17 protein-coding genes and 1 other RNA gene are annotated in these 19,781 nt (G+C 55.5%); 6 read left to right on the top strand and 12 right to left on the bottom strand.

All coding sequences use genetic code 11. The features are described from left to right. Positions 1 to 35: 35 nt before the first annotated feature. Positions 36 to 962, bottom strand: a complete 927-nt coding sequence (locus WN53_RS14405) for a LysR family transcriptional regulator (RefSeq protein WP_024484393.1) — start codon at positions 960 to 962, stop codon at positions 36 to 38. A 136-nt stretch (positions 963 to 1,098) separates the two neighbouring features. Here WN53_RS14405 and WN53_RS14400 point away from each other — a divergent pair, with 136 nt between their 5' ends. Beyond that, positions 1,099 to 2,886, top strand: a complete 1,788-nt coding sequence (locus WN53_RS14400; RefSeq protein WP_024484392.1) for an adenine deaminase — start codon at positions 1,099 to 1,101, stop codon at positions 2,884 to 2,886. A gap of 74 nt (positions 2,887 to 2,960) precedes the next feature. Here WN53_RS14400 and ffs read toward each other — a convergent pair. Further along, positions 2,961 to 3,057, bottom strand: an RNA gene (gene ffs / locus WN53_RS27325) — signal recognition particle sRNA small type. 232 nt (positions 3,058 to 3,289) lie between these two features. On the opposite strand from ffs, the gene WN53_RS14390 reads away from it, so the two are divergent. Continuing rightward, positions 3,290 to 3,604: an MGMT family protein gene (locus tag WN53_RS14390; RefSeq protein WP_024484391.1), complete on the top strand. Its 315-nt coding sequence runs from the start codon at positions 3,290 to 3,292 to the stop codon at positions 3,602 to 3,604. A gap of 53 nt (positions 3,605 to 3,657) precedes the next feature. Here WN53_RS14390 and WN53_RS14385 read toward each other — a convergent pair whose 3' ends face one another. Continuing rightward, the gene (locus WN53_RS14385) at positions 3,658 to 4,146 is read right to left on the bottom strand and encodes a YbaY family lipoprotein (protein WP_024484390.1); all 489 of its coding nucleotides are present in this window, start codon (positions 4,144 to 4,146) and stop codon (positions 3,658 to 3,660) included. A gap of 234 nt (positions 4,147 to 4,380) precedes the next feature. Here WN53_RS14385 and tesB point away from each other — a divergent pair, with 234 nt between their 5' ends. After that, positions 4,381 to 5,244, top strand: coding sequence for an acyl-CoA thioesterase II (gene tesB / locus WN53_RS14380; RefSeq protein ID WP_024484389.1), 864 nt, complete (start codon positions 4,381 to 4,383; stop codon positions 5,242 to 5,244). A 53-nt stretch (positions 5,245 to 5,297) separates the two neighbouring features. Here the strand turns inward: tesB and amtB are convergent, their stop codons facing one another. From amtB to WN53_RS14355, 5 genes are all read right to left on the bottom strand, one after another. Next, positions 5,298 to 6,584, bottom strand: a complete 1,287-nt coding sequence (gene amtB, locus WN53_RS14375) for an ammonium transporter AmtB (protein ID WP_037412000.1) — start codon at positions 6,582 to 6,584, stop codon at positions 5,298 to 5,300. A 36-nt stretch (positions 6,585 to 6,620) separates the two neighbouring features. Continuing rightward, positions 6,621 to 6,959 (bottom strand): P-II family nitrogen regulator, encoded by a 339-nt coding sequence (gene glnK / locus WN53_RS14370; RefSeq protein ID WP_004949337.1) that lies wholly within the window; start codon positions 6,957 to 6,959, stop codon positions 6,621 to 6,623. 273 nt (positions 6,960 to 7,232) lie between these two features. Beyond that, on the bottom strand, positions 7,233 to 9,011 hold the full coding sequence (locus WN53_RS14365; protein ID WP_024484387.1) for a SmdB family multidrug efflux ABC transporter permease/ATP-binding protein: 1,779 nt from the start codon (positions 9,009 to 9,011) through the stop codon (positions 7,233 to 7,235). Further along, complete coding sequence (locus WN53_RS14360; protein ID WP_024484386.1) at positions 9,004 to 10,779, bottom strand: SmdA family multidrug ABC transporter permease/ATP-binding protein; 1,776 nt, start codon at positions 10,777 to 10,779, stop codon at positions 9,004 to 9,006. The genes WN53_RS14365 and WN53_RS14360 overlap by 8 nt, the downstream gene beginning before the upstream one ends. 80 nt (positions 10,780 to 10,859) lie before the next feature. Then, positions 10,860 to 11,321, bottom strand: a complete 462-nt coding sequence (locus WN53_RS14355; protein WP_021180156.1) for an Lrp/AsnC family transcriptional regulator — start codon at positions 11,319 to 11,321, stop codon at positions 10,860 to 10,862. 166 nt (positions 11,322 to 11,487) lie between these two features. Here WN53_RS14355 and WN53_RS14350 point away from each other — a divergent pair, with 166 nt between their 5' ends. Beyond that, positions 11,488 to 12,528 carry a PLP-dependent cysteine synthase family protein gene (locus tag WN53_RS14350; RefSeq protein WP_024484385.1) on the top strand — a complete coding sequence of 347 codons (1,041 nt, stop codon included), beginning with the start codon at positions 11,488 to 11,490 and terminating at the stop codon, positions 12,526 to 12,528. A 180-nt stretch (positions 12,529 to 12,708) separates the two neighbouring features. Here the strand turns inward: WN53_RS14350 and cof are convergent, their stop codons facing one another. Beyond that, a complete protein-coding gene (gene cof / locus WN53_RS14345; RefSeq protein ID WP_046808086.1) occupies positions 12,709 to 13,530 on the bottom strand; it encodes an HMP-PP phosphatase in 822 nt (273 codons plus the stop codon). Positions 13,531 to 13,662: 132 nt separating this feature from the next. Here cof and WN53_RS14340 point away from each other — a divergent pair, with 132 nt between their 5' ends. Continuing rightward, positions 13,663 to 15,369, top strand: a complete 1,707-nt coding sequence (locus WN53_RS14340) for an SgrR family transcriptional regulator (RefSeq protein ID WP_024483949.1) — start codon at positions 13,663 to 13,665, stop codon at positions 15,367 to 15,369. A gap of 162 nt (positions 15,370 to 15,531) precedes the next feature. Beyond that, positions 15,532 to 16,230, top strand: coding sequence for a 7-cyano-7-deazaguanine synthase QueC (gene queC / locus WN53_RS14335; RefSeq protein ID WP_024483948.1), 699 nt, complete (start codon positions 15,532 to 15,534; stop codon positions 16,228 to 16,230). 412 nt (positions 16,231 to 16,642) lie between these two features. On the opposite strand, the gene WN53_RS14330 is transcribed toward queC, so the two are convergent. The 3 genes from WN53_RS14330 to ppiD all read right to left on the bottom strand — a co-directional run bounded on the left by WN53_RS14330 (position 16,643) and on the right by ppiD (position 19,780). After that, positions 16,643 to 17,056, bottom strand: a complete 414-nt coding sequence (locus WN53_RS14330; RefSeq protein ID WP_024483947.1) for an acyl-CoA thioesterase — start codon at positions 17,054 to 17,056, stop codon at positions 16,643 to 16,645. A 196-nt stretch (positions 17,057 to 17,252) separates the two neighbouring features. Further along, entirely contained in the window at positions 17,253 to 17,630 is a 378-nt protein-coding gene (locus WN53_RS14325) for a ComEA family DNA-binding protein (protein WP_024483946.1), read from the bottom strand. A 269-nt stretch (positions 17,631 to 17,899) separates the two neighbouring features. Further along, positions 17,900 to 19,780, bottom strand: a complete 1,881-nt coding sequence (gene ppiD / locus WN53_RS14320) for a peptidylprolyl isomerase (protein ID WP_024483945.1) — start codon at positions 19,778 to 19,780, stop codon at positions 17,900 to 17,902. Position 19,781 lies beyond the last annotated feature (1 nt).

The following is a 19,781-nucleotide window of genomic DNA, read 5'->3' as shown; positions in this document are numbered from 1 at the left end:
TCGCGCAGATTAAGCATTATCTTAAAAATTCAAGTTTACTTGCCTCTGAGCTGAAAATCGTGCAGTAGCAACTGGAAACAGTTTTCAATTAAAGGCGAGTGATTTTGTTTTGCGCTGCGCATAAGTGCCACAGTGCGGCTAAGTAATGGCTGTTGCAATTGAATAACGGTTAATTCTTCATCGTTTAAATGCGTCGTATAAAGCTGCGGCAAAATAGCCACCGCTAATTGTGACCGCACCAAACCATACAGCGTTTCCAGAAAATCCACCTGATAACGCGCCGTTAAGTTCAGACGATGGCTTTCCGCCAGTGCCGACACTAATCGACTGCTATTCCCTTTCGAAAATACCGCAATATCTCTGTTAGCCAATTGCCGCCAGGGCAGATGATGTGGATCCGCCAAGGGATCGTCCCGGCGCATCACCGCCACAAACGGATCTTCCTGCAACGGATAAATCTCAAGCCGATCTGGCACCGAGCTGTCCAAAGCCCCTATGCCAAAATCTATCTGCCCATTTTCCAACTGTAGTAGCAGGGAATCATTGGTTTGGTCGTGGAATTCTACGCGTAAACGCGGGAAATGTTGCGCCAGCAATCGCGGTACCGCAGGAAACAGCAGGTTGCTCACCGAAGGCACCAGACCGATACGTAACGTGCCATCCCCTCCGGCCAACATGACACGCTGCATATCATCAAAGGTAGCGTGAGCCACATTCAGCAGCCGTTGCGCATGCGGCAAGATCGCCGTGCCTAGTTCCGTCAGGGTCACCGCAGAGGCCGTTCGATTGACTAACTTCCCGCCAAGCACCGTTTCGACTTGCCGCAGCGCACTGCTTAACGCGGGCTGGCTGATCGCCAGACGGCTGGCGGTATCGGTGAAATGTCGTAACTGCGCCAGGGTCACAAAGTACTGAATTTGCTTGAGGGAAAGCGCGGGTAACCGTCGCCATGGCTCGGACATAGCCTAACCTGCCAGGAAAAGAGGTAAACGTTTGCCACAGCATAAACGTTTCTTATCACGCAATAAATTAAATCATCTGTGCAAAGCTTACGCCCCCGCCTACAGTAACTCCCTTACTCTTATTCCGGGGATTATCATGACCACCTTTTCTGTCAGTAACGGTGAGCGCCAACGTGCCGTACAGGCTGCGCTGGGTAATACGCCGTTTGATCTCTTGCTGACCAATGCCAACCTGATCGACATGGTCACCGGGGAAATCCGCCTGGTTGATATTGGCATTGTCGGCCCGCTGATTTCCAGCGTTCATCCTTGTGGCTCCTTGCCAACGGCACATCGTACACAAGACCTGGAGGGAGCCTACCTCAGCCCAGGTCTGATCGATACCCATGTGCACGTTGAGAGCTCCCACCTGCTGCCAGAACGCTATGCCGAGATCGTCGTCGCGCAAGGTACCACCACTATCTTCTGGGATCCGCATGAATTGGCGAACGTGCTTGGCGTAGCGGGAGTGCGCTACGCGGTGGATGCCAGCCGCAACCTGCCTCTGCGGGTGATCTGTGCGGCCCCCTCCAGCGTGCCTTCGACGCCTGGGCTGGAAATGTCCGGTGCCGACTTTGGCGGCAATGAGATGGATACCATGTTAGCCTGGCCCGAAGTGGGCGGCGTGGCGGAAGTGATGGATATGCACGGCGTGCTGCACGGCAGCGAACGGATGCAGGAGATCCTTAACGCCGGGCTTAACAGCGGTAAATTGATCGAAGGCCATGCGCGTGGTTTGAGCGGCCCGCAGCTGCAAGCCTATCTGGCTGCAGGCGTGACCTCCGATCATGAACTGACCTCTGCTGCCGATGCTCTGGAGAAACTACGCTCCGGGTTGACGCTGGAGATCCGGGGCTCTCATCCTTATCTGCTGCCTGAAATTGTTGCGGCATTAAAATCGCTACCGCATTTCTCCTCCCAAATCACCATCTGCACCGATGATGTGCCACCCGATATGCTGCTGGAGAAAGGCGGCATTATCGCCCTGCTCAATCTGCTGATTGAGCACGGATTACCGGCCACCGATGCGCTACGGATGGCTACGCTCAACGCCGCCATTCGCTTGCAACGTAACGATCTGGGCCTGATTGCCGCAGGAAGGATCGCCGATCTCGTCGTCTTTGACTCCATGGAACACCTCCAGGCCCAGCGGGTTTACGTTGCTGGCCAGTGTCTGGCAGAGCAGGGAAAAATGCTGGCTCCAGTGCAGGCCGCACCTGGCGTATCCGCACCACGTGACACACTCCATCTGCCACCATTGGCCGCAGATGACTTCATCATGCGCGTTGCGGCCATTCGTCACGGTCAGGCCACGTTGCGCCATATCAAAGGGGCACGTTTCACCCAATGGAATGAAACCACGGTAGAAGTGCGCGACGGCAAGGTACAGCTCCCGCCGGGGTTCAGTCTGATTTGGGTACAGCATCGCCACGCCCGGCACCCAGCCAAGCCTCAGTTGGCATTGCTGGAAGGTTGGGGCGAATTACGGGGGGCGATTGCCACCAGCTACTCTCATGATTCGCATAATCTGGTGGTGCTGGGCCGCGATCCTCATGACATGGCGCTGGCCGCCAACTCGCTGATCGCTACCGGCGGCGGCATGGCTCTCAGCCAGAACGGTGAAATATTGGCGCAGGTGGCCATGCCGATCGCCGGTATGCTTTCCGATCTCCCCGCCGCACAGCTGGCGCAGCAGTTTAAAAACCTGCGCGATCTGAGTGCCAAGGTTGCAGACTGGGAACCGCCCTACCGGGTGTTCAAGGCGATTGAGGGCACCTGCCTGGCATGCAATGCCGGACCGCACCTGACGGATTTGGGCCTGACCGACGGCACAACACGCCAGATCGTCGATCCGCTGGTTGCCTGCTGGGAAACCCAGGCATAAACATCAAATAGGTAAGGCATCGGCAGATTGTCGGTGCTTTTTTTTGGGGGGGGGAGGCTAGAAATTGGTGGAGGCCCTGCCAGCTACATCCCGGCACACACGTCACTCGCTACGGCTGCTTCCTTCCGGATCTGACCGAGTTCACCAGTTAGTGTTGCGGGAGAACCAACAGGGCCCCCATTGACGGCTTCTTGAATTGCGAAGCGGTGGGCATTATCGGTGATGGCCAAGCAAATAGCAAGCCAACCGGGAGCAACCGCTGTTTTCTTACCCATCTCGCCTGTGGCACACTAATTAATATTGATGACCCAGTGGAGATATTGCTCAATGGGTAGGGGGCGCCGCATGCCGCGCCCGTTTTACTGTATGCCGCGTTTCCACACATCACAAAGGATAAACAGCCATGCAACCAGAAGATGCTACCTTCAGCCAACGCGTATTCCATATCGTGGCCGCCATTCCTCCTGGCAAGGTAACCACCTACGGCGAAGTTGCGCGGCTGGCAGGCTCACCCCGTGCAGCACGTCAGGTTGGTGGTGTATTACGGCGTTTACCAGAGGGCAGCACCCTGCCCTGGCACCGGGTCATTAACCGCCACGGGCAAATCTCACAGCAGGGTGAAGATTTTCAGCGCCAACGGCAGGCGTTACTGGCTGAGGGAATTATTTTCGGCCCGCAGAGCACGATTGATTTTGAACTGTATGGCTGGCACTGGTAAAAAAACAGCCTTTGGCCAAAGGCGCAAAGGCTGTCAGATGCAGGCATTGCTGCTTACGGAGCTGGAGTTGGTGCGACCTGAACCGGAACGTTTTGTACCGGTACCAATAGCAGATCGGCCTGAGTCCCGTTACGGTTGATCACTTCCTGAATGGTGTCGGTGATAAACATCAACTGGCCATTCACCGTAATCGCCGCGCTCAGGATGATACGCGCATTAGGCTGAATGTCCGCAGGGTTATACGGTAGCGTAAAGCGGAACGGACTCTGCAGACCTTCGGTACGCATCGCCTGCTGTGAAATCACTCGTGAAGGGGCATCAGCAAGTGATGCATCGGACAGGGTCACGGTCAGTACCGCATCCGGTGGCAGCGCGATACGCTGGCGAATATTAACTGAGCCCTGCACCACCGGGCCTTGGATCTGCGTTTGCGAGGCCGCAGCGTTAGCCGTCTGCGTTGGCACATCCGCATTCTTGTGGGCACAGCCTGCCAGTGTGATCGTCAATGCGGCTGCTCCCCCTACCATTTGCCAGAGTTTCATGGGTCGGTCTCCTTTATTATTAGTCACATGTTGGTGGCTTAAACCACTACACTGATTAAACCTAGCACAAAATACTAACAACTGCCTATCGGACTAGGCCTAAATAGCCCTAAGGCCTCATGACAAAGGCCCTGGCTGCGACAGCTGCCGCCGCAGAAATAACGCAATATATTGACGTCCTGCCATCATATTCAGCACACTGCGCAACATGATGACTAAAAGGATCGCCACTTTATGAGCCAGGCACTGCACAACCTCCTCGAACTGCTGGATTTGGAAAAAATTGAAGAAGGTTTATTTCGTGGCCAAAGCGAAGATCTGGGGTTACGCCAGGTCTTTGGCGGTCAGGTGGTCGGCCAGGCGCTGTATGCTGCCAAGCAAACCGTTCCTGCGGAGCGTATCGTTCACTCCTTCCACAGCTATTTCCTGCGTCCTGGGGATAGCAGTAAACCGATTGTTTATGACGTAGAAACCCTGCGCGACGGCAATAGCTTCAGCGCGCGCCGCGTTAGCGCCATTCAAAATGGCAAACCCATTTTCTACATGACGGCCTCTTTCCAAAGCCCAGAGCAGGGTTTTGAACATCAAAACACCATGCCGGATGTCCCGCCGCCGGAAGGATTGATGTCGGAGTCAGAAATTGCACAAAAGCTGTCGCATATGCTGCCGGAAAAAGTGCGCGACAAGTTCATTGGCCCGAAGCCGATCGAAATGCGCCCGGTGAAATTCCACAACCCGCTGAAAGGCAGCGTGGAAGAACCTTATCGCCATGTGTGGTTCCGCGCCAATGGCACCATGCCAGATGACCTGCGGATCCATCAGTATCTGCTTGGCTACGCCTCTGACTTCCACTTCCTGCTGACGGCACTACAGCCACATGGCGTCGGTTTCCTCGAGCCGGGCATGCAGGTTGCGACCATTGACCACTCCATGTGGTTCCACCGCCCGTTCCGCATGGACGACTGGCTGCTGTATGCGGTAGAAAGCACCTCAGCCTCCGGTGCCCGTGGCTTTGTGCGCGGCCAGTTCTACACCCGCGACGGTGTGCTGGTAGCGACGACGGTGCAAGAAGGCGTGATCCGCAAGCGCGATGTTTAATTGAAAAAGGGGCGATGTTTCCATCGCCCCCTCAGAGTTTAATTCAACGTATTTTACTGGTTATAAGCATTCTCGCCGTGGCTATTCACATCCAGGCCTTCGCGTTCCTGCTCTTCCGGTACGCGCAGCCCCACCACGGCCCCGGCGACCTTAAAGGCGATAAACGCGGCCACGCTTGACCACACCAGCGTTACAACAACGCTCAGCAACTGGATCCACACCTGATGCCCCATGGTGACGCCAGCGGCGTAACCCGTTCCACCCAGTGATGAAGCGGTAAAGACGCCGGTCAACAGACAGCCAACGATACCGCACACCCCGTGCACACCAAACACATCGCAGGTGTCGTCCACTTTCAGCCATTTCTTCAGCGTAACCACGCCCCACAGCCCCGCGACACCGCCTACCAGGCCAATAATCAGCGCACCACCTACACCCACGGTACCCGCCGCTGGCGTAATCGCAACCAGACCCGCGATACAGCCCGAGCAAGCTCCCAGCAGAGAAGGTTTACCGCGCACGACCCACTCGGCAAAGGTCCAGGAGAGGATTGCACCGGCAGTGGCTATTACCGTGTTGAGGAACGCCAGCGCCGCAATACCGTTGGCCGCACTGGCCGAACCGGCGTTGAAGCCAAACCAGCCGATATACAGGATAGAAGCTCCGGTAAATACCATCGGCAGGTTGTGTGGCTTGAAGGCCTCTTTGCCATAGCCGGCACGTTTACCCAACAGATAAGCCCCTACCAGACCAGCGCTCGCGGCGTTGATATGCACCACGGTACCGCCCGCAAAGTCCAACGCGCCGTCGGCTGCCAGGAAACCACCGCCCCAAACCATATGCGCAATCGGCAGGTAGGAAATCGTGAACCAGATGGCGGCAAAAATAACCACCGCAGAGAAGCGGATGCGTTCGGCAAAGCCGCCCACCACCAACGCCACGGTAATACAGGCGAAGGAGCACTGGAACGCCACGTGGATCATCTGGCTAAAGGTGCCGGTCAGGCTGTCTATCCCGATCCCTTTGAGCATCACCGTCTGGAAGCCACCGAAGAAGGCGTTACCTTCGCTGAACGCCAGGCTGTAGCCGTAAATGACCCACAGCACGCACACCAGGGCAAAGGTGACGGTCACCTGAGTCAACATTGAGAGGACGTTCTTCGAGCGCAGCAGGCCGCCGTAAAACAGCGCCACGCCCGGTAAGGTCATAAACAGCACCAGCGCGGTGCAAATCATCATAAAGGCGTTGTCCGCCTTGTCTGCCACCGCCGGAGCGGCCAGTGCCAAAGAAGGAACCAGGGTTACCAAACTCAGGCCCAACGTGGATAACAGTCTTTTCATTATCAATCCATCCCCATTCAGTTGACTGAGCCTGCGTCACAGAGCCGCTTCGTCGGTTTCGCCGGTACGAATTCGAATCACACGTTGCAATTCGGCAACGAAAATTTTGCCGTCACCAATTTTGCCGGTGTAGGCCGCCTTGCTAATCACATCAACCACTTCATCCAGTTGGTCATCGGCAATAGCGATATCAATTTTGACCTTAGGTAAGAAATTGACGCTGTACTCTGCTCCGCGATAGAGCTCGGCATGACCCTTCTGACGGCCAAAGCCTTTGACTTCGGTTACGGTCAGCCCCTGAATACCTACAGAGGATAAGGCTTCACGCACGTCCTCTAACTTGAATGGTTTGATCACCACGGTAACCAGCTTCATATTGCCTCTCCACGATTAAGCCCAAAAACTTACCCCCGGTACGAGTCATATAAAGCAAAGGCTGTGCCACAAATTATTTTTCATTTAAATTCAATTAATTATATAGAAATACCCACAATCAGAGGCCAGCGCTGGACGAAAGCAGAGATCGCCACCTGGAGATTGCGCACCTTTTTGGTGCATTACGCGTTGGGAAAGTGCAGTAGGAGGGAGTTGAAAAGCGCTATTGCCTGTTGGTGGTGCGGGCTCCTGGAGCGGAGCCCTTGCTTAAGATTATGCGGGCTGAGTTTCGTCGCGCGTCGTAGCTGCCAACTCTTCACCCACCAGCTGTAGCTGATACATCTGGTAGTAGCGGCCCTGCTGTGCCAACAACTGCTGATGGTTCCCCTGCTCCACGGCATGACCGCGATGCAGTACCAGAATAGAGTCGGCATCCACAATGGTTGAAAGGCGGTGGGCGATCACCACCAGCGTCGTCTGCTCGCGGATCAGCCGTAAGGCACGCTGGATCGCCTGCTCGGTGCCAGAGTCGATGTTTGCGGTCGCTTCATCCAGGATCAGGATCTGCGGTGCCTGGACCAGCACGCGCGCCAAAGCCAACAACTGCTTCTGTCCTACGGACAGATTATTCCCCTGCTCCCCCAGGCGCGTATGGATGCCCTGTGGGAAGCTACGTACCAGTTCCCCCAGTTGCACTGTTTCCAGCGCCTGCCAGACCGCCTCTTCACCGATGGAGCGACCAAGCGTGACGTTTGCCAGCACCGATTCCGCCATCACCACCGGATCTTGCTGCACCATAGCAATGCCTTGGCGCAGGGTGTGATGTGAAAGGCTGGACAACGGGCGACCATCCAGACGAATTTCCCCTTCGCTCAGCGGGTAATAGCCCATCAACAGGTTAGCCAGGGTACTCTTTCCGCTGCCGGTATGCCCCACCAGGGCAACAAAACCCCGTGACGGTACCTGCAAAGAGATGTGCTGCAGCACTTTCTTGTCGCTGCGGTAGGCAAAGCTCAGGTCGCTGATATCGATGCGGCCGCTCGCCAGCGGACGATCGTCACTGCCATAGCTCTGCTGGCTGCGATCCATCAGTTCGAAAATACGCTCACCGGCCACCACGGCCTGCTGCAAAATCGATTGCTGGGCGGTCAGCTCAATCAACGGTTCGTTCAAACGGCCAAGATAGTTGATGAAGGCATACAGCACCCCCACGCCAATCGCGCCCTCACCGCTGAAGCCAAACAGCATCAACAGGCCACATAGTACCAGGGCAGAGAACAGGCTAAGCAGCGGCCGCAACAGGAAACCATCCAGCCGCAGCGTCTGCATCCGGGCGGTATAATGCGAGCGGCTGGCTGCACTCATACGCTCACCAAACCGCATCTGCTGGCGGAACTGCTGGATCACCCCCATGCCGCTAATCACTTCGTTGAAGCCGTCGTTGATATCCGCCAGGTAGCTACGCATCCGCCGCACGATCGGCGTGCTGTAATATTGATAGATCCCCATCACCACCAGCACCGCCGGGAAGATGCAGATCGCCACCAGCGCCATGCGCCAGTCCAGGCTGAACATCGCCACCAGCATCGCCCCGATCAGCGCCGCACTTTTCAGTACCGTGGACACCACCATCACATACAGATCTTTGATCACTTCGGTATCGTTGGTTACCCGCGAGATCAATTGCCCGACAGGCTGGGTATCAAACGCGCTCAGCGGTTGGCGCAGGGCCGCGTCCATCACGTCGGTGCGCAACCGTTGTACCACCCCAACCGCCACCCGATTAAACAGGATGGCCTGGAAATAGTGCAACGCCGCAGCGAGCAGTTCCAGCAGGATATAAGCCACCGCCAGGGAGCTGACAATCATCAGCGGCAGCTGCCCTTTGGCAACGTAGTTATCAATAAAGTAGCCGATCAGAATTGGCCCGGCGACTTCCGCCGCCGCCGCTACCCACAGCATCAATACCGCCAACCCCAAGGGTTTACGATAAGGCGAGCCATAGGCCAGCAAACGTTTCAGCGTTGGCCACATATTTTGTATCTTACTCATCGGCCAAAACCTCCTCGGTGCTATCAGGAGCCTCATCCAACGCGGCTTCCAGCTGCTGATAGCGATACATGTCGCGATACCAGCCAGGCTCGCTAGCCAATTGCCCATGCTGCCCACGCTGTACCACCGAGCCGTGTTGCATCACCAGGATTTCGCTGGCTTCCGTCAGGGCCGAAAGGCGGTGCGCACTGATGATCACCGTGCGATTTTGCCCCCAACTGCGCAGGTTATGCAGGATCTGGTGTTCAGTGCGCCCATCCACCGCCGAAAGAGCATCGTCGAGGATCAGAATTTCCGCTTCCAACAGTAACGCCCGCGCGATGGAAATACGCTGTTTCTGGCCACCAGAAAGCATCACGCCTCGCTCACCCACCTCGGTCTCGTAACCCTGAGGCAAACGCAGAATATCTTCATGCACGCTGGCCAGGCGCGCTGCCTGTTCAATCTGTTCCTGAGTGGCCGCCGGGTTGCCCAAGGCGATATTATTGGCCACGCTATCGGAGAACAGGAAAGGCGTCTGGCTAACGACCGACAGGCGTGAACGCCACTCGTCGAGCTTGATCTGGGTAAGTGGCAAGCCGTGATAACTGATATGGCCGTCATCAATATCGAACTGGCGCTGGATTAACGAAAGCAACGTCGATTTGCCCGAGCCGGTAGGCCCACACAATCCCAACATTTGCCCAGGCTGCAGCTGTAACGCCACGTCATGCAGCGCGGGTTTATTGGTTTGCGGATAATGGAAGGCGTTGATTTCTACACTCAGGTTGCCGCGCCCGGCGGGCAGATCGAGTTCACCATCCTTCACGGCCGGTGCCTCTTCCAGCAGGCTGCGGATACGGCTATAGGCGGCACTGCCGCGCTCGACGATGTTGAACATCCAGGCCAGTGCCAGCATCGGCCAAATCATCAGGCCGAGGTACATGACAAAGCTGGTCAGTTGGCCCAGCGTGAGGGAACCGTTAACCACCATCCAGCTACCACCGCCGATCGCCAGCAAGTTGGCCGCACCGATAGCGATGTAAATCGTCGGGTCAAAGCGCGCGTCAATTCGCGCCACGTGCATATTCTTCGCGCCGGTTTGCGCGGCCACTTCGGCAAACTGGTTGGACTGATGATCCTCCAGGCCAAAAGCCTTGATCATACGGATACTGGTCATGCTCTCCTGTGCCTGATCGTTAAGGCTGGAGAACGCGGCCTGCGCCGACTTGAAACGCTGGTGCAGCTGATCGCCATAATATTTGATGACGATCGCCATGATCGGCATCGGGATCAGGGAAAGCAGGGTCAATTGCCAACTGATCTGGGTGCTCATGACAATCAGCACCGCCAGCCCCATGACCAGAGAGTCCACCAGCGTCAGCACGCCTTCACCGGCGGCAAACACCACACGGTCGACGTCATTGGTCGCTCTGGCCATCAGATCGCCAGTTCGGTGACGCAGATAGAAGGCCGGGTTCTGACGGCTGAGTTGGCGATAGAAGTTTTCCCGCAGTTCAACGGCCAACTGGTAGGAAGCCCCAAACAGCAGCACTCGCCACACATAACGCAGCAGATAAACCACAATGGCGGTACCAATCATCAACCCCAGCCAGGCCATCAGTACCTTGCTGGACATCTGATCCTTGGTGACACCATCAACAATGATGCCAACCAGCTTAGGCGGCAGCAATTGCAGTATGGCAATGGCAATCAGTAGCACCACGGCCCCGAGGTAGCGGCGCCACTCGCGGCGGAAATACCAGCCGATTTGAGCAAAGAGTCTCACGCAGTTTTATTCCAGACAGTATCCGACAAATTACCGGCTGCAGCCCTGCAACCTTAACATTCAACAGTTGAGTGACGATTTCACTCTGGCACGGGTAGCGCCGTGGTGTATTTGATTTTTTCCATCGCGAAGCTGGAAGTGACATCAATCAGCCCCGGCACGCCGGTCACCAGGCGTTTATAGAAATTGTCATAGCTTTTCATGTCCGCCACCTCGACCTGCATCAGGTAATCATACTCCCCCGCCATACGGTAAAACGCCAACACTTCCGGCATCTGCGCGGTGAGATCGACAAATTTCTGATACCACTCGCTGCTGTGCTGCTGGGTTTTTATCAGCACAAACGCCGTCAGGCCAAGCCCGAGCTTTTCATTATCCAGCAGCGCGACACGCGCACGAATGTAACCTTCATCTTCCAGCCTTTTTAGCCGTTTCCAGCAAGGCGTTGAGGTCAGATTCACCGCTTCGGCCAGCACTTGCAGTGATTGCGTACAGTCCTGTTGCAGCATGCACAACAGTTTACGGTCTGTTTTATCCAACATAGGGTGATTTCATAGAAAATATTTCTCCCATTAGGCGATTAAACAGGAAAAATGGCAATCCTTTTTTCTCGCTGAACCGCTATGCTACACCTCAAACATCCCTGCTGGATTTCAAGCTACAGCTTGCAAAGCGGCGGGTTTAAGCCCCCTATTTTGAGGCCAGATTATGACAAACGCTTGGGTAAAATATGCTATTGGTGAAATAGAAGCGGATTTCCAACGCTCCGCCGATACGCACTTGATCCGCCTGAACCTGCCGGAATTTCCAGGCATCTATCTCTACCTGAAAGATGAAAGCACCCATCCCACCGGCAGTCTGAAACACCGCCTGGCGCGTTCGCTGTTCCTTTATGGGCTGTGTAACGGTTGGATCAACCAGAACACGCCGATTATTGAAGCCTCTTCGGGCAGCACGGCGGTATCTGAAGCCTATTTTGCCCGCCTGCTCGGCCTGCCGTTTATCGCGGTGATGCCTTCCTGCACCGCCAAACGTAAAGTCGAGCAAATTGCCTTTTACGGTGGCCGCAGCCATTTTGTCGATCATGCGGCCCAGATTTATGCGGTGTCAGAAGAGTTGGCCAAAGAGCTGAACGGCCATTATATGGATCAGTTCACTTTTGCCGAACGTGCTACCGACTGGCGTGGCAACAACAACATCGCCGACAGTATTTTCCGCCAGATGGAGCGCGAACCGCACCCGGTTCCGAAACACATCGTGATGAGTGCCGGTACTGGTGGCACCTCAGCAACGCTGGGGCGCTACATTCGCTATCAAGGGCATGATACGCAGCTCACGGTGGTCGATCCGGAAAACTCGGTGTTTTACGACTGCTTCCATCATGGCGATCGCACCATTATCGGCAGCTGTGGCAGCCGCATCGAAGGGATTGGCCGCCCACGCGCCGAACCGTCGTTTATCCCTTCGGTGATCGACAACATGCTGCGCGTGCCAGATGCCGCCAGTATCGCCACCATTTATTGGTTGGAAAACATTTTGGGTCGCAAGGTAGGTGCTTCAACCGGGACCAACGTCTGGGGAGCGCTGCAACTGGCCAAGCAGATGCGGGACAAAGGCGAGCAAGGTGCCATCGTTACCCTGCTATGCGACAGCGGCGAGCGCTATCTGGATACCTATTACAATAGCGACTGGGTCAACAACAATATCGGTGACTTGACACCTTATGCCGTTCAGTTAACCAAGCTTTGAGTGAATAACCCTCCCCAATGGATTTCAAGTTGTAGCTAGGCGGCAAGGACACTCATCCCCAGGAGCTTACTTTTGTAAGTGACTGGGGTGCGGGTACGCTGCCAACAACGCTACAGCTTGAAAGACGAAGGGGAAAAAAAAGCCGGGTAGTCATACCCGGCCGGCTGTAATAGTAATACCTCAGAATTCGGGGGAATAGGTGAGGTGTGGTGAACGCAGCCAATGTTGTAAATAGTGAGCCACCGCCTGCTGTTCGCAGTGGCCGATAACCTGTAGTTGGGGCAGTAACGATTTCAACTGTGGCAGAGCATTGCCCATCACCACGCCGTGCCCTACTCCCGCCAGCATTTCCTTATCATTCATCGCATCGCCGAAGGCCATACAATCAGCCAACGTCAGCCCCAGATGGTGGCTCAGCCTATCCAATGCCGTTCCCTTGTTGCAGCCCTTTGGCAGCACTTCGAGGCAATCATAGGCCGAGAAGCAAAGGTCAGCACGGGTGCCGAAATGCTCACTCAACTGTGCCTGCAGTTTGACCAGTTCTTCATGGGGGGCACAGAAACAGACCTTACTGTTGCCAAACGCGGGCAGACGGCGCAAGTCGGTGAGTTGGAAATGAAAGCCACTGAGATGATGTGCAGCCAGCATTTCCGGCACCGCAGTTTCGGTCAACCACCCCTCATCACGAAACACATGCATGCTGGCAGAGGTGCGCCAGTGGGTATGCAGCACCTCTTCGGCAATCTCCGCCGGTAAGTCGGTAGCATGCAGTTGCAGCCCTTGCTGGTCATAGACGCGAGTACCGTTACCGGTGATCAGGTAACCTTGCAGCCCCAGTTGCGCCATGATCGGCTGGGCATCGAGGTAATGCCGCCCGGTGGCAAAGGTCACCACCATCTCCCTGTCGATAAGCTGCTTCAACGCGCTCAGCGTTTCCGGCCCGACACGGTGATCGGGAGTCAGCAGGGTGCCGTCCATATCGAAAGCAGCCAGGCGATACATAGGAACCTCGTAAATGTGAGCACAATGGCAATCACCGCAGTATGGGGTGGTATTTGCGGAAGTAATAGTGAACAATTTGCCTAAACGCTTCCTGATTTATCTTTCATCGCTTGCAACACCTAGGATACCGCTATGCGCCTGGTTCATCGCCTCGGTCAGTATCAACGTTTGTACCACCAGCTAGGCAGCTCGCCGGTGGCGATCACGATCGGTGAATTAGCTGCGATCTTCTATTGCAGCGAGCGGCATGCTCGCACCCTGGTGCAGCAGTTGCAGCAACAAGGCTGGCTAAGTTGGCAATCACAGGCCGGAAGGGGGAAACGCGCGCAGTTGCAGTGCCTGAAAACCCCCGATGAACTGCGGACTGCGCATCTCCAACGTTTACTGCAACTGGGCGATCATCAGGGAGCCTTGGAAATGGCGCAGCTGGCGCCAGAGCATCTGCAAGAGTTGCTGAGCCCCCACCTCGGCGGCCAATGGCAGGAAGGCAGCCCTACGCTGCGTATCCCTTATTACCGTACGTTGGAAAAGCTCGATCCGTTGACGCTAAGCGGCCGTGCGGAACAGCATCTGGTCGCGACCGTCTATGCCGGTTTGACACGCTTCAATACCGGTTGCCCAGAACCGCAGCCCGATCTTGCCCATCACTGGCAGATTAGCGAAGACGGCCTGCGTTGGCAGTTCTTTCTGCGTAGTCAGCTGCGATGGCATAACGGTGAGGCCTTAACGGGCCAACAGCTATTGCAAACCCTCAACGCCCTGCAACACCATCCGCGCAGCCAGCCATTATTGAGCAGCGTGGCGGCAATCAGCCTGCCGCATGCGCTATGCATCCAGTTCGATCTGCAAATGCCCGATTATTGGCTGGCGCACCGGCTGGCAGAACTGCCCTGCCTGATAACGCACCCAGAGTTACCGAACCTCGGTGCAGGTCCCTTTAAGTTGGCACTAAACGAGCCGCATATGGTGCGGTTGGAACAACATCCTTACTACCATCTGCAACATCCTTATCTGGAAAGCATCGAATATTGGATCACGCCAGAGTTACCAACCCGCAGTACCGACACCAGTTGCCAGCACCCGGTACGTATCACCATCGGCCAGCAGGGAGAACTGGCACAGGCACGGCCGGTACAACGCAGTATGAGCCAAGGGTGGTGCTATCTGGCGATTAACCAGCGCCGTGGTGTACTGAGTGAGGCCCAAGGGCAAAAGCTGCTGATGCTGATCCAGCGCTCCGGCCTGCTGGCCAGCTTGCCCATCCAGCAGGGCGTGATCATGCCAAGCCATGAAATGCTGCCCGGCTGGGCGATCCCTGAACATGATGTCAGACAGGATGTTGAGCTCCCCCCTCGGTTGACGCTGCTGTACCATCCACCGATCGAATTAGAGAGCGTGACTCAGGCTTTGCAACAATTGCTGGCGGAGCATGGCTGCCAATTAGAGATCCGCTATTATTCCGGCAAACGTTGGCAAAGTACCGAGCAGATAGCCCAAGCAGATCTGTTGCTGGCCGATAACCTGATTGGTGAAGCTCCGGAAGCGACGTTAGAAAGTTGGCTACGTCGCGATTTGCTGTGGCAAGGGATTTTGCAAGAAGAGGATTGGCAACACCAACAGCGGACCCTGCAACAAATCCAGCAATGCCCAGCACCGCAGCAGCGCTTCAGCCAGCTAAAAGCGTATTATCAACAGTTGATGGGGGCCGCGATCCTCACTCCCCTATTCAACTATCAGTATCAGGTCAGTGCCCCTCCCCGCATACATGGTGTGATGCTCACCGCCTACGGCTGGTTTGATTTTTGCCAGGCTTGGCTGCCACCGCCGCTGGATGATTAGGTTGCCCTACGCTGTGGCGAGCATTTCTGATAGCATCCCCACATGTGTCATGAAGCCCAATAGCGTCAGGCTCAGACCGGCAACACTGTAGCCTGACAACAAAGGGCATAAACCGGCCGCCCGAATGTGCATCGGGAATGGCCCTAGCCAGAAGGTAGATTTATGAAACGCGCAGTCGTCGTTTTTAGCGGTGGACAAGACTCCACGACCTGCTTGATCCAGGCATTGCAACAGTATGATGAAGTTCACTGCATCACGTTCGATTACGGCCAGCGTCATCGCGCCGAAATCGAGGTGGCCCAGGCCTTATGCCAAACTCTGGGAGCCAAGGCGCACAAGGTTCTGGACGTTGGGTTGCTCAATGAGTTGGCCATCAGCAGCCTGACTCGCGATAACATTCCAGTACCCGCCTACGACAGTTCCCAGACCGATGCCTTGCCAAGCACCTTTGTGCCGGGGCGCAACATCCTGTTCCTCACCCTGGCGGCGATTTATGCCTACCAGGTGGAAGCCGAAGCCGTGATCACCGGCGTGTGCGAGACTGATTTCTCGGGCTATCCGGATTGCCGCGACGAGTTTGTTAAGGCCTTGAATCAGGCCATCGTGCTGGGGATCGCACGTGATATTCGCTTTGAAACCCCGCTGATGTGGCTCAACAAGGCTGAGACTTGGGCGCTGGCGGACTATTACCAGCAGTTGGAACGTATCCGCCATGAGACGCTCACCTGTTATAACGGCGTTCAAGGCGACGGCTGTGGTGAATGTGCGGCCTGTCACCTGCGCGCCAACGGGTTGCAGCAGTATCAGCAGGACAAGGTCGGCGTGATGGCCAGCCTGAAGCGGAAAACCGGCTTGGTTTAAGCCAGTTCATGGGCGGCTGTAATGCCGCTCAATAAGTCAGATTAAGCCATCGTTGGGTCCCCTCACCCCAACCCTCTCCCACAGGGAGAGGGAGCTAGTGCAGAGCCGGAATTGGGAACGGAGTTTATCTGTAGTAATTGCAAGATCCCCTCACCCCAGCCCTCTCCCGATGTAAAGACAGGGGTCTACATGGACACCTGTAAAGGGAGAGGGTACAGAGTTGCCATCAAGGCAAGAGCTATCCCTTACATGTGCCATGTACGATGTTGTCATCGGGTACTGAGTTATCCCTGTAGCACCGACCCTTTCATTTACCGATGGTCAGGCCGTGAGAGAAATACCCGCTGGCACGTTCGGTCCCCTCTCCCTGTGGGAGTGTACAGACCGGGGCCATGACCAGCACGATGCTTAATCAGGCCTCAGCATCTTTCTGCTGTAGTGCCACCAGGTGTTCACGCAGTGCGCCTTCAATCGGCAGTGCCCGCTGGGTTTTCAAATCGATACAGACAAAGGTCAGCGTCGCGTCGGCAACCACTGTCCCCTCCGGCTCCAGCAATACCTGCTGGCTCAGTACACCGCTCTTGCCATTGAGTTGCAGCATCTGGCTATCGATACGCAACTTATCCCCCAATACGGCAGGCTTACGATAATTGATATTGATGTTCACCACGATAAACGCGATGTTGTTTTGCGTCATCCAGTGGAAAGCATCCAGATCCTCCAGCCACTCCCAGCGCGCTTCCTCCAGGAACTCCAGATACCGGGCATTATTAACGTGTTGATAGACATCAAGATGATAGCCACGAACTTTGATATAAGTCTGCATAGTGAAACAACCGCTCCTGCTCTGGTGATAGCGAATTAATACCGGCATACCCGTTCAGTGTTATCCCTCCTTGCTGGCAGCATGCTTATACAGCAGGGTTTGGCAAAGAGTTTGCGATGGATGACTGGTATGACCTGTAAAATGTAGCAGAGCAGCGCGGCTGCGAGGCCACTTTGCCACGCAGCCGCGAGCGGGATCACATTTTCAGCCGATCACGATTCCTTTCCACCAGGGAGGGACCGATCCCCGGCACCTCCTGTAGCTGGTCTATTTCGCTAAACGGCCCGTTCTGTTCGCGGTAGCGCACTATGGCCTCTGCCTTTTTCAGCCCTACGCCGTTCAACACGGTGGCTAGCGCCTCGGCATCTGCCTGGTTAATGCTGACCTGGGCTTCACCCTCGCTTTGCGCTTCAGGGATGACCTTAGGCGATACCGCAGCAGCCTGTGGTTGTCCCTGAGAGGGTTTCTCTGCGGCAATGGCCGAGCTCCCTATCAGGCCAAACAGCGCCGCCGCCAAGAGTAGCTGGCAGATAACGGTAAAACGGATAATGGCTTTATTTTCGCTAAGTTGCATGCTGTATCCTCCTTGTGTTTGACAGCAAGGTTACCTTGCCGCAGCGGCGGAAGATCGGCAAATGGCAGAGTTTAAATGTGGAAAAGGCCGCGAAAGCGGCCTTTGAGTCTTTCAAGCTGTTGCAAAAAAATGCGGTGCGAGTCCCCGTCGTCTTTCAAGCTGCAGCGTTGTTACCTGCACTTGCTCACCCCAGTCACTTACGAAAAGTAAGCTCCTGGGGATGAACAAGCTTGTCGCCTAGCTGCAACTTGAAATCCATAGGGGACAAGTTACGGCTGTTGCTGCTCAGCGGCACCCATTTTGATCTTGGCTTCTTTGCGCAGGTTAGTCAGCAAGGCATCGAAGGTCACGCTAGCGCTTCCTTTCTCCATGTTGCTGACGAAGGTTTTCATTTCGTCTGCTGGCAAGGTGCCTGGCTTAACGCTATCCAGGGCGATCAACACCACGTTCCCTTGAGCATCCTGTGACATGCCGTAAACCACTTTACCGGCTTCCGGGTGCGGCAGAGCGAATACGGCTTCCACCAGTTGGCTGTCTTCCGGGGCGCGCGCCATTTTCTGTACGCTGCCGAAGCTCAGACCAGCGGCTTTCATCGCCTCATCGCCTTTGCCCTGCTTCAACTCAACCAGCAGTTTTTCACCCTGCAGCTTGGCTTCTTGCAGTGCCTTGTTGTGTTTGACCATCGCGGTTACGCGATCTTTCACCTTGTCGAAAGGTTCAATCCCTTCCGGCTCATGGGCCACAACGCGAACCACGAACGCACGATCACCGTCAACGGTGATGACGTCAGAGTTGCTGCCTGGTGCGCCGTTCTCGCCAATCAGCGAACCATCGAAGATGGCCTGCACAACCGGCTTGAAGTTCAACGCAGCAGGAACCGAGTCACGGGTAAACCATTCGGTGCTAGCCGCCTTAATACCTGCAGCTTCTTCCGCTGAGGCCAGGGACTCGTTATCGCTGGTCGCCGCCTCGCTGACTTTCTGCTGCAGCGCATAGTAGGCATCTACCGCTTTTTCCTGCTTGAGCTGCTTGGCGATAGCATCATGTACTTCGCTCAATGGCTTCACCAGCGCTGGCTTGATATCGTCCAGGCGCACGATCAGGTAACCCACTGAAGACTTCACTACGCCAGAAAGTTGGCCTTTCTCGGTCAGGTTAGCCTGTTTCAGTTCGTCAGCCGTGGTGTCTGGCTCCATCCAGTCCATTTCACCACCGGTACGGCGCGAGATGATGTCGGTGGATTTCTCTTTCGCCAACGCAGCGAAATCACCACCGTTTTTCAGCTCTTCCAATACCGCTTTGGCATCCGCTTCGGTTTTCAGCTGGATCACGCTGAATTTTTTGCGTTCCGGCTGGCCAAAGCTGCTTTGATGCTCGTCGTAATAGGCGCTGATATCCGCTTCGGTAACGGTCACTTTATCCTGCAATGCTGCGGCATCCAGCGGGATAAAGCTCACTTTCACCTTCTCTGGTGCGATGAAGCTGTTCTTGTTCTGCTCGAAGAAGGCCTTCAGCTCTTCGTCGGTGACGGTTTGCTTGGCCATCATGGCATTGAGATCGATCGTCGCCAGACGCACCTCGCGCTCTTGCAGAACCAGAGCAACCATAGACTGTGCTTCGCTTGGTGGGACGATATCGGAACCGCCGAAGCCCTGGATCATCTGCTGATTGATTAACCGCTGGCGCGTGTATTGCGCATATTGATCTGCGCTAAAGCCCGAACGGTTAATCAGGTCGAGATATTTGGCGTTGTCGAACTTGCCGTCAGTCTGGAAATAGGCTTCTTGACGGATGGCATCTTTCACCTGATCGTCACTGGCACTCAGGCCCAGCGTCTTCGCGTACTGGTCCAGCAGCGACTTGTCGATCAGTTGAGACAGCACCTGCTGGCGCATCTGCTGCATATAACCTTCGTTGCCAGCCATGGCAGAGAAACGGTCGCCCAGTTCCTGCTGCATACGGCTACGTTCACTCTGGAAAGCCTGTTCCAGCTGGGCACGTTCGATCACCTGGCCATTTACTTTCGCAGCGTAATCGCCGGCACTTCCCTGATAGCTGACCACCCCAGTCAAAAGAAATGACAAGATAATCAGCCCCAGGATGATTTTTAGCACGACGTGGTTAGCAGCCGCGCGTAAATTGTCCATCATA

The sequence above is a fragment of the Serratia fonticola genome, from assembly GCF_001006005.1.
Classification (GTDB): domain Bacteria; phylum Pseudomonadota; class Gammaproteobacteria; order Enterobacterales; family Enterobacteriaceae; genus Chania; species Chania fonticola.
Note: the sequence above shows the minus strand (reverse complement) of the source record. Positions and strands in the feature narration are given on the sequence as shown.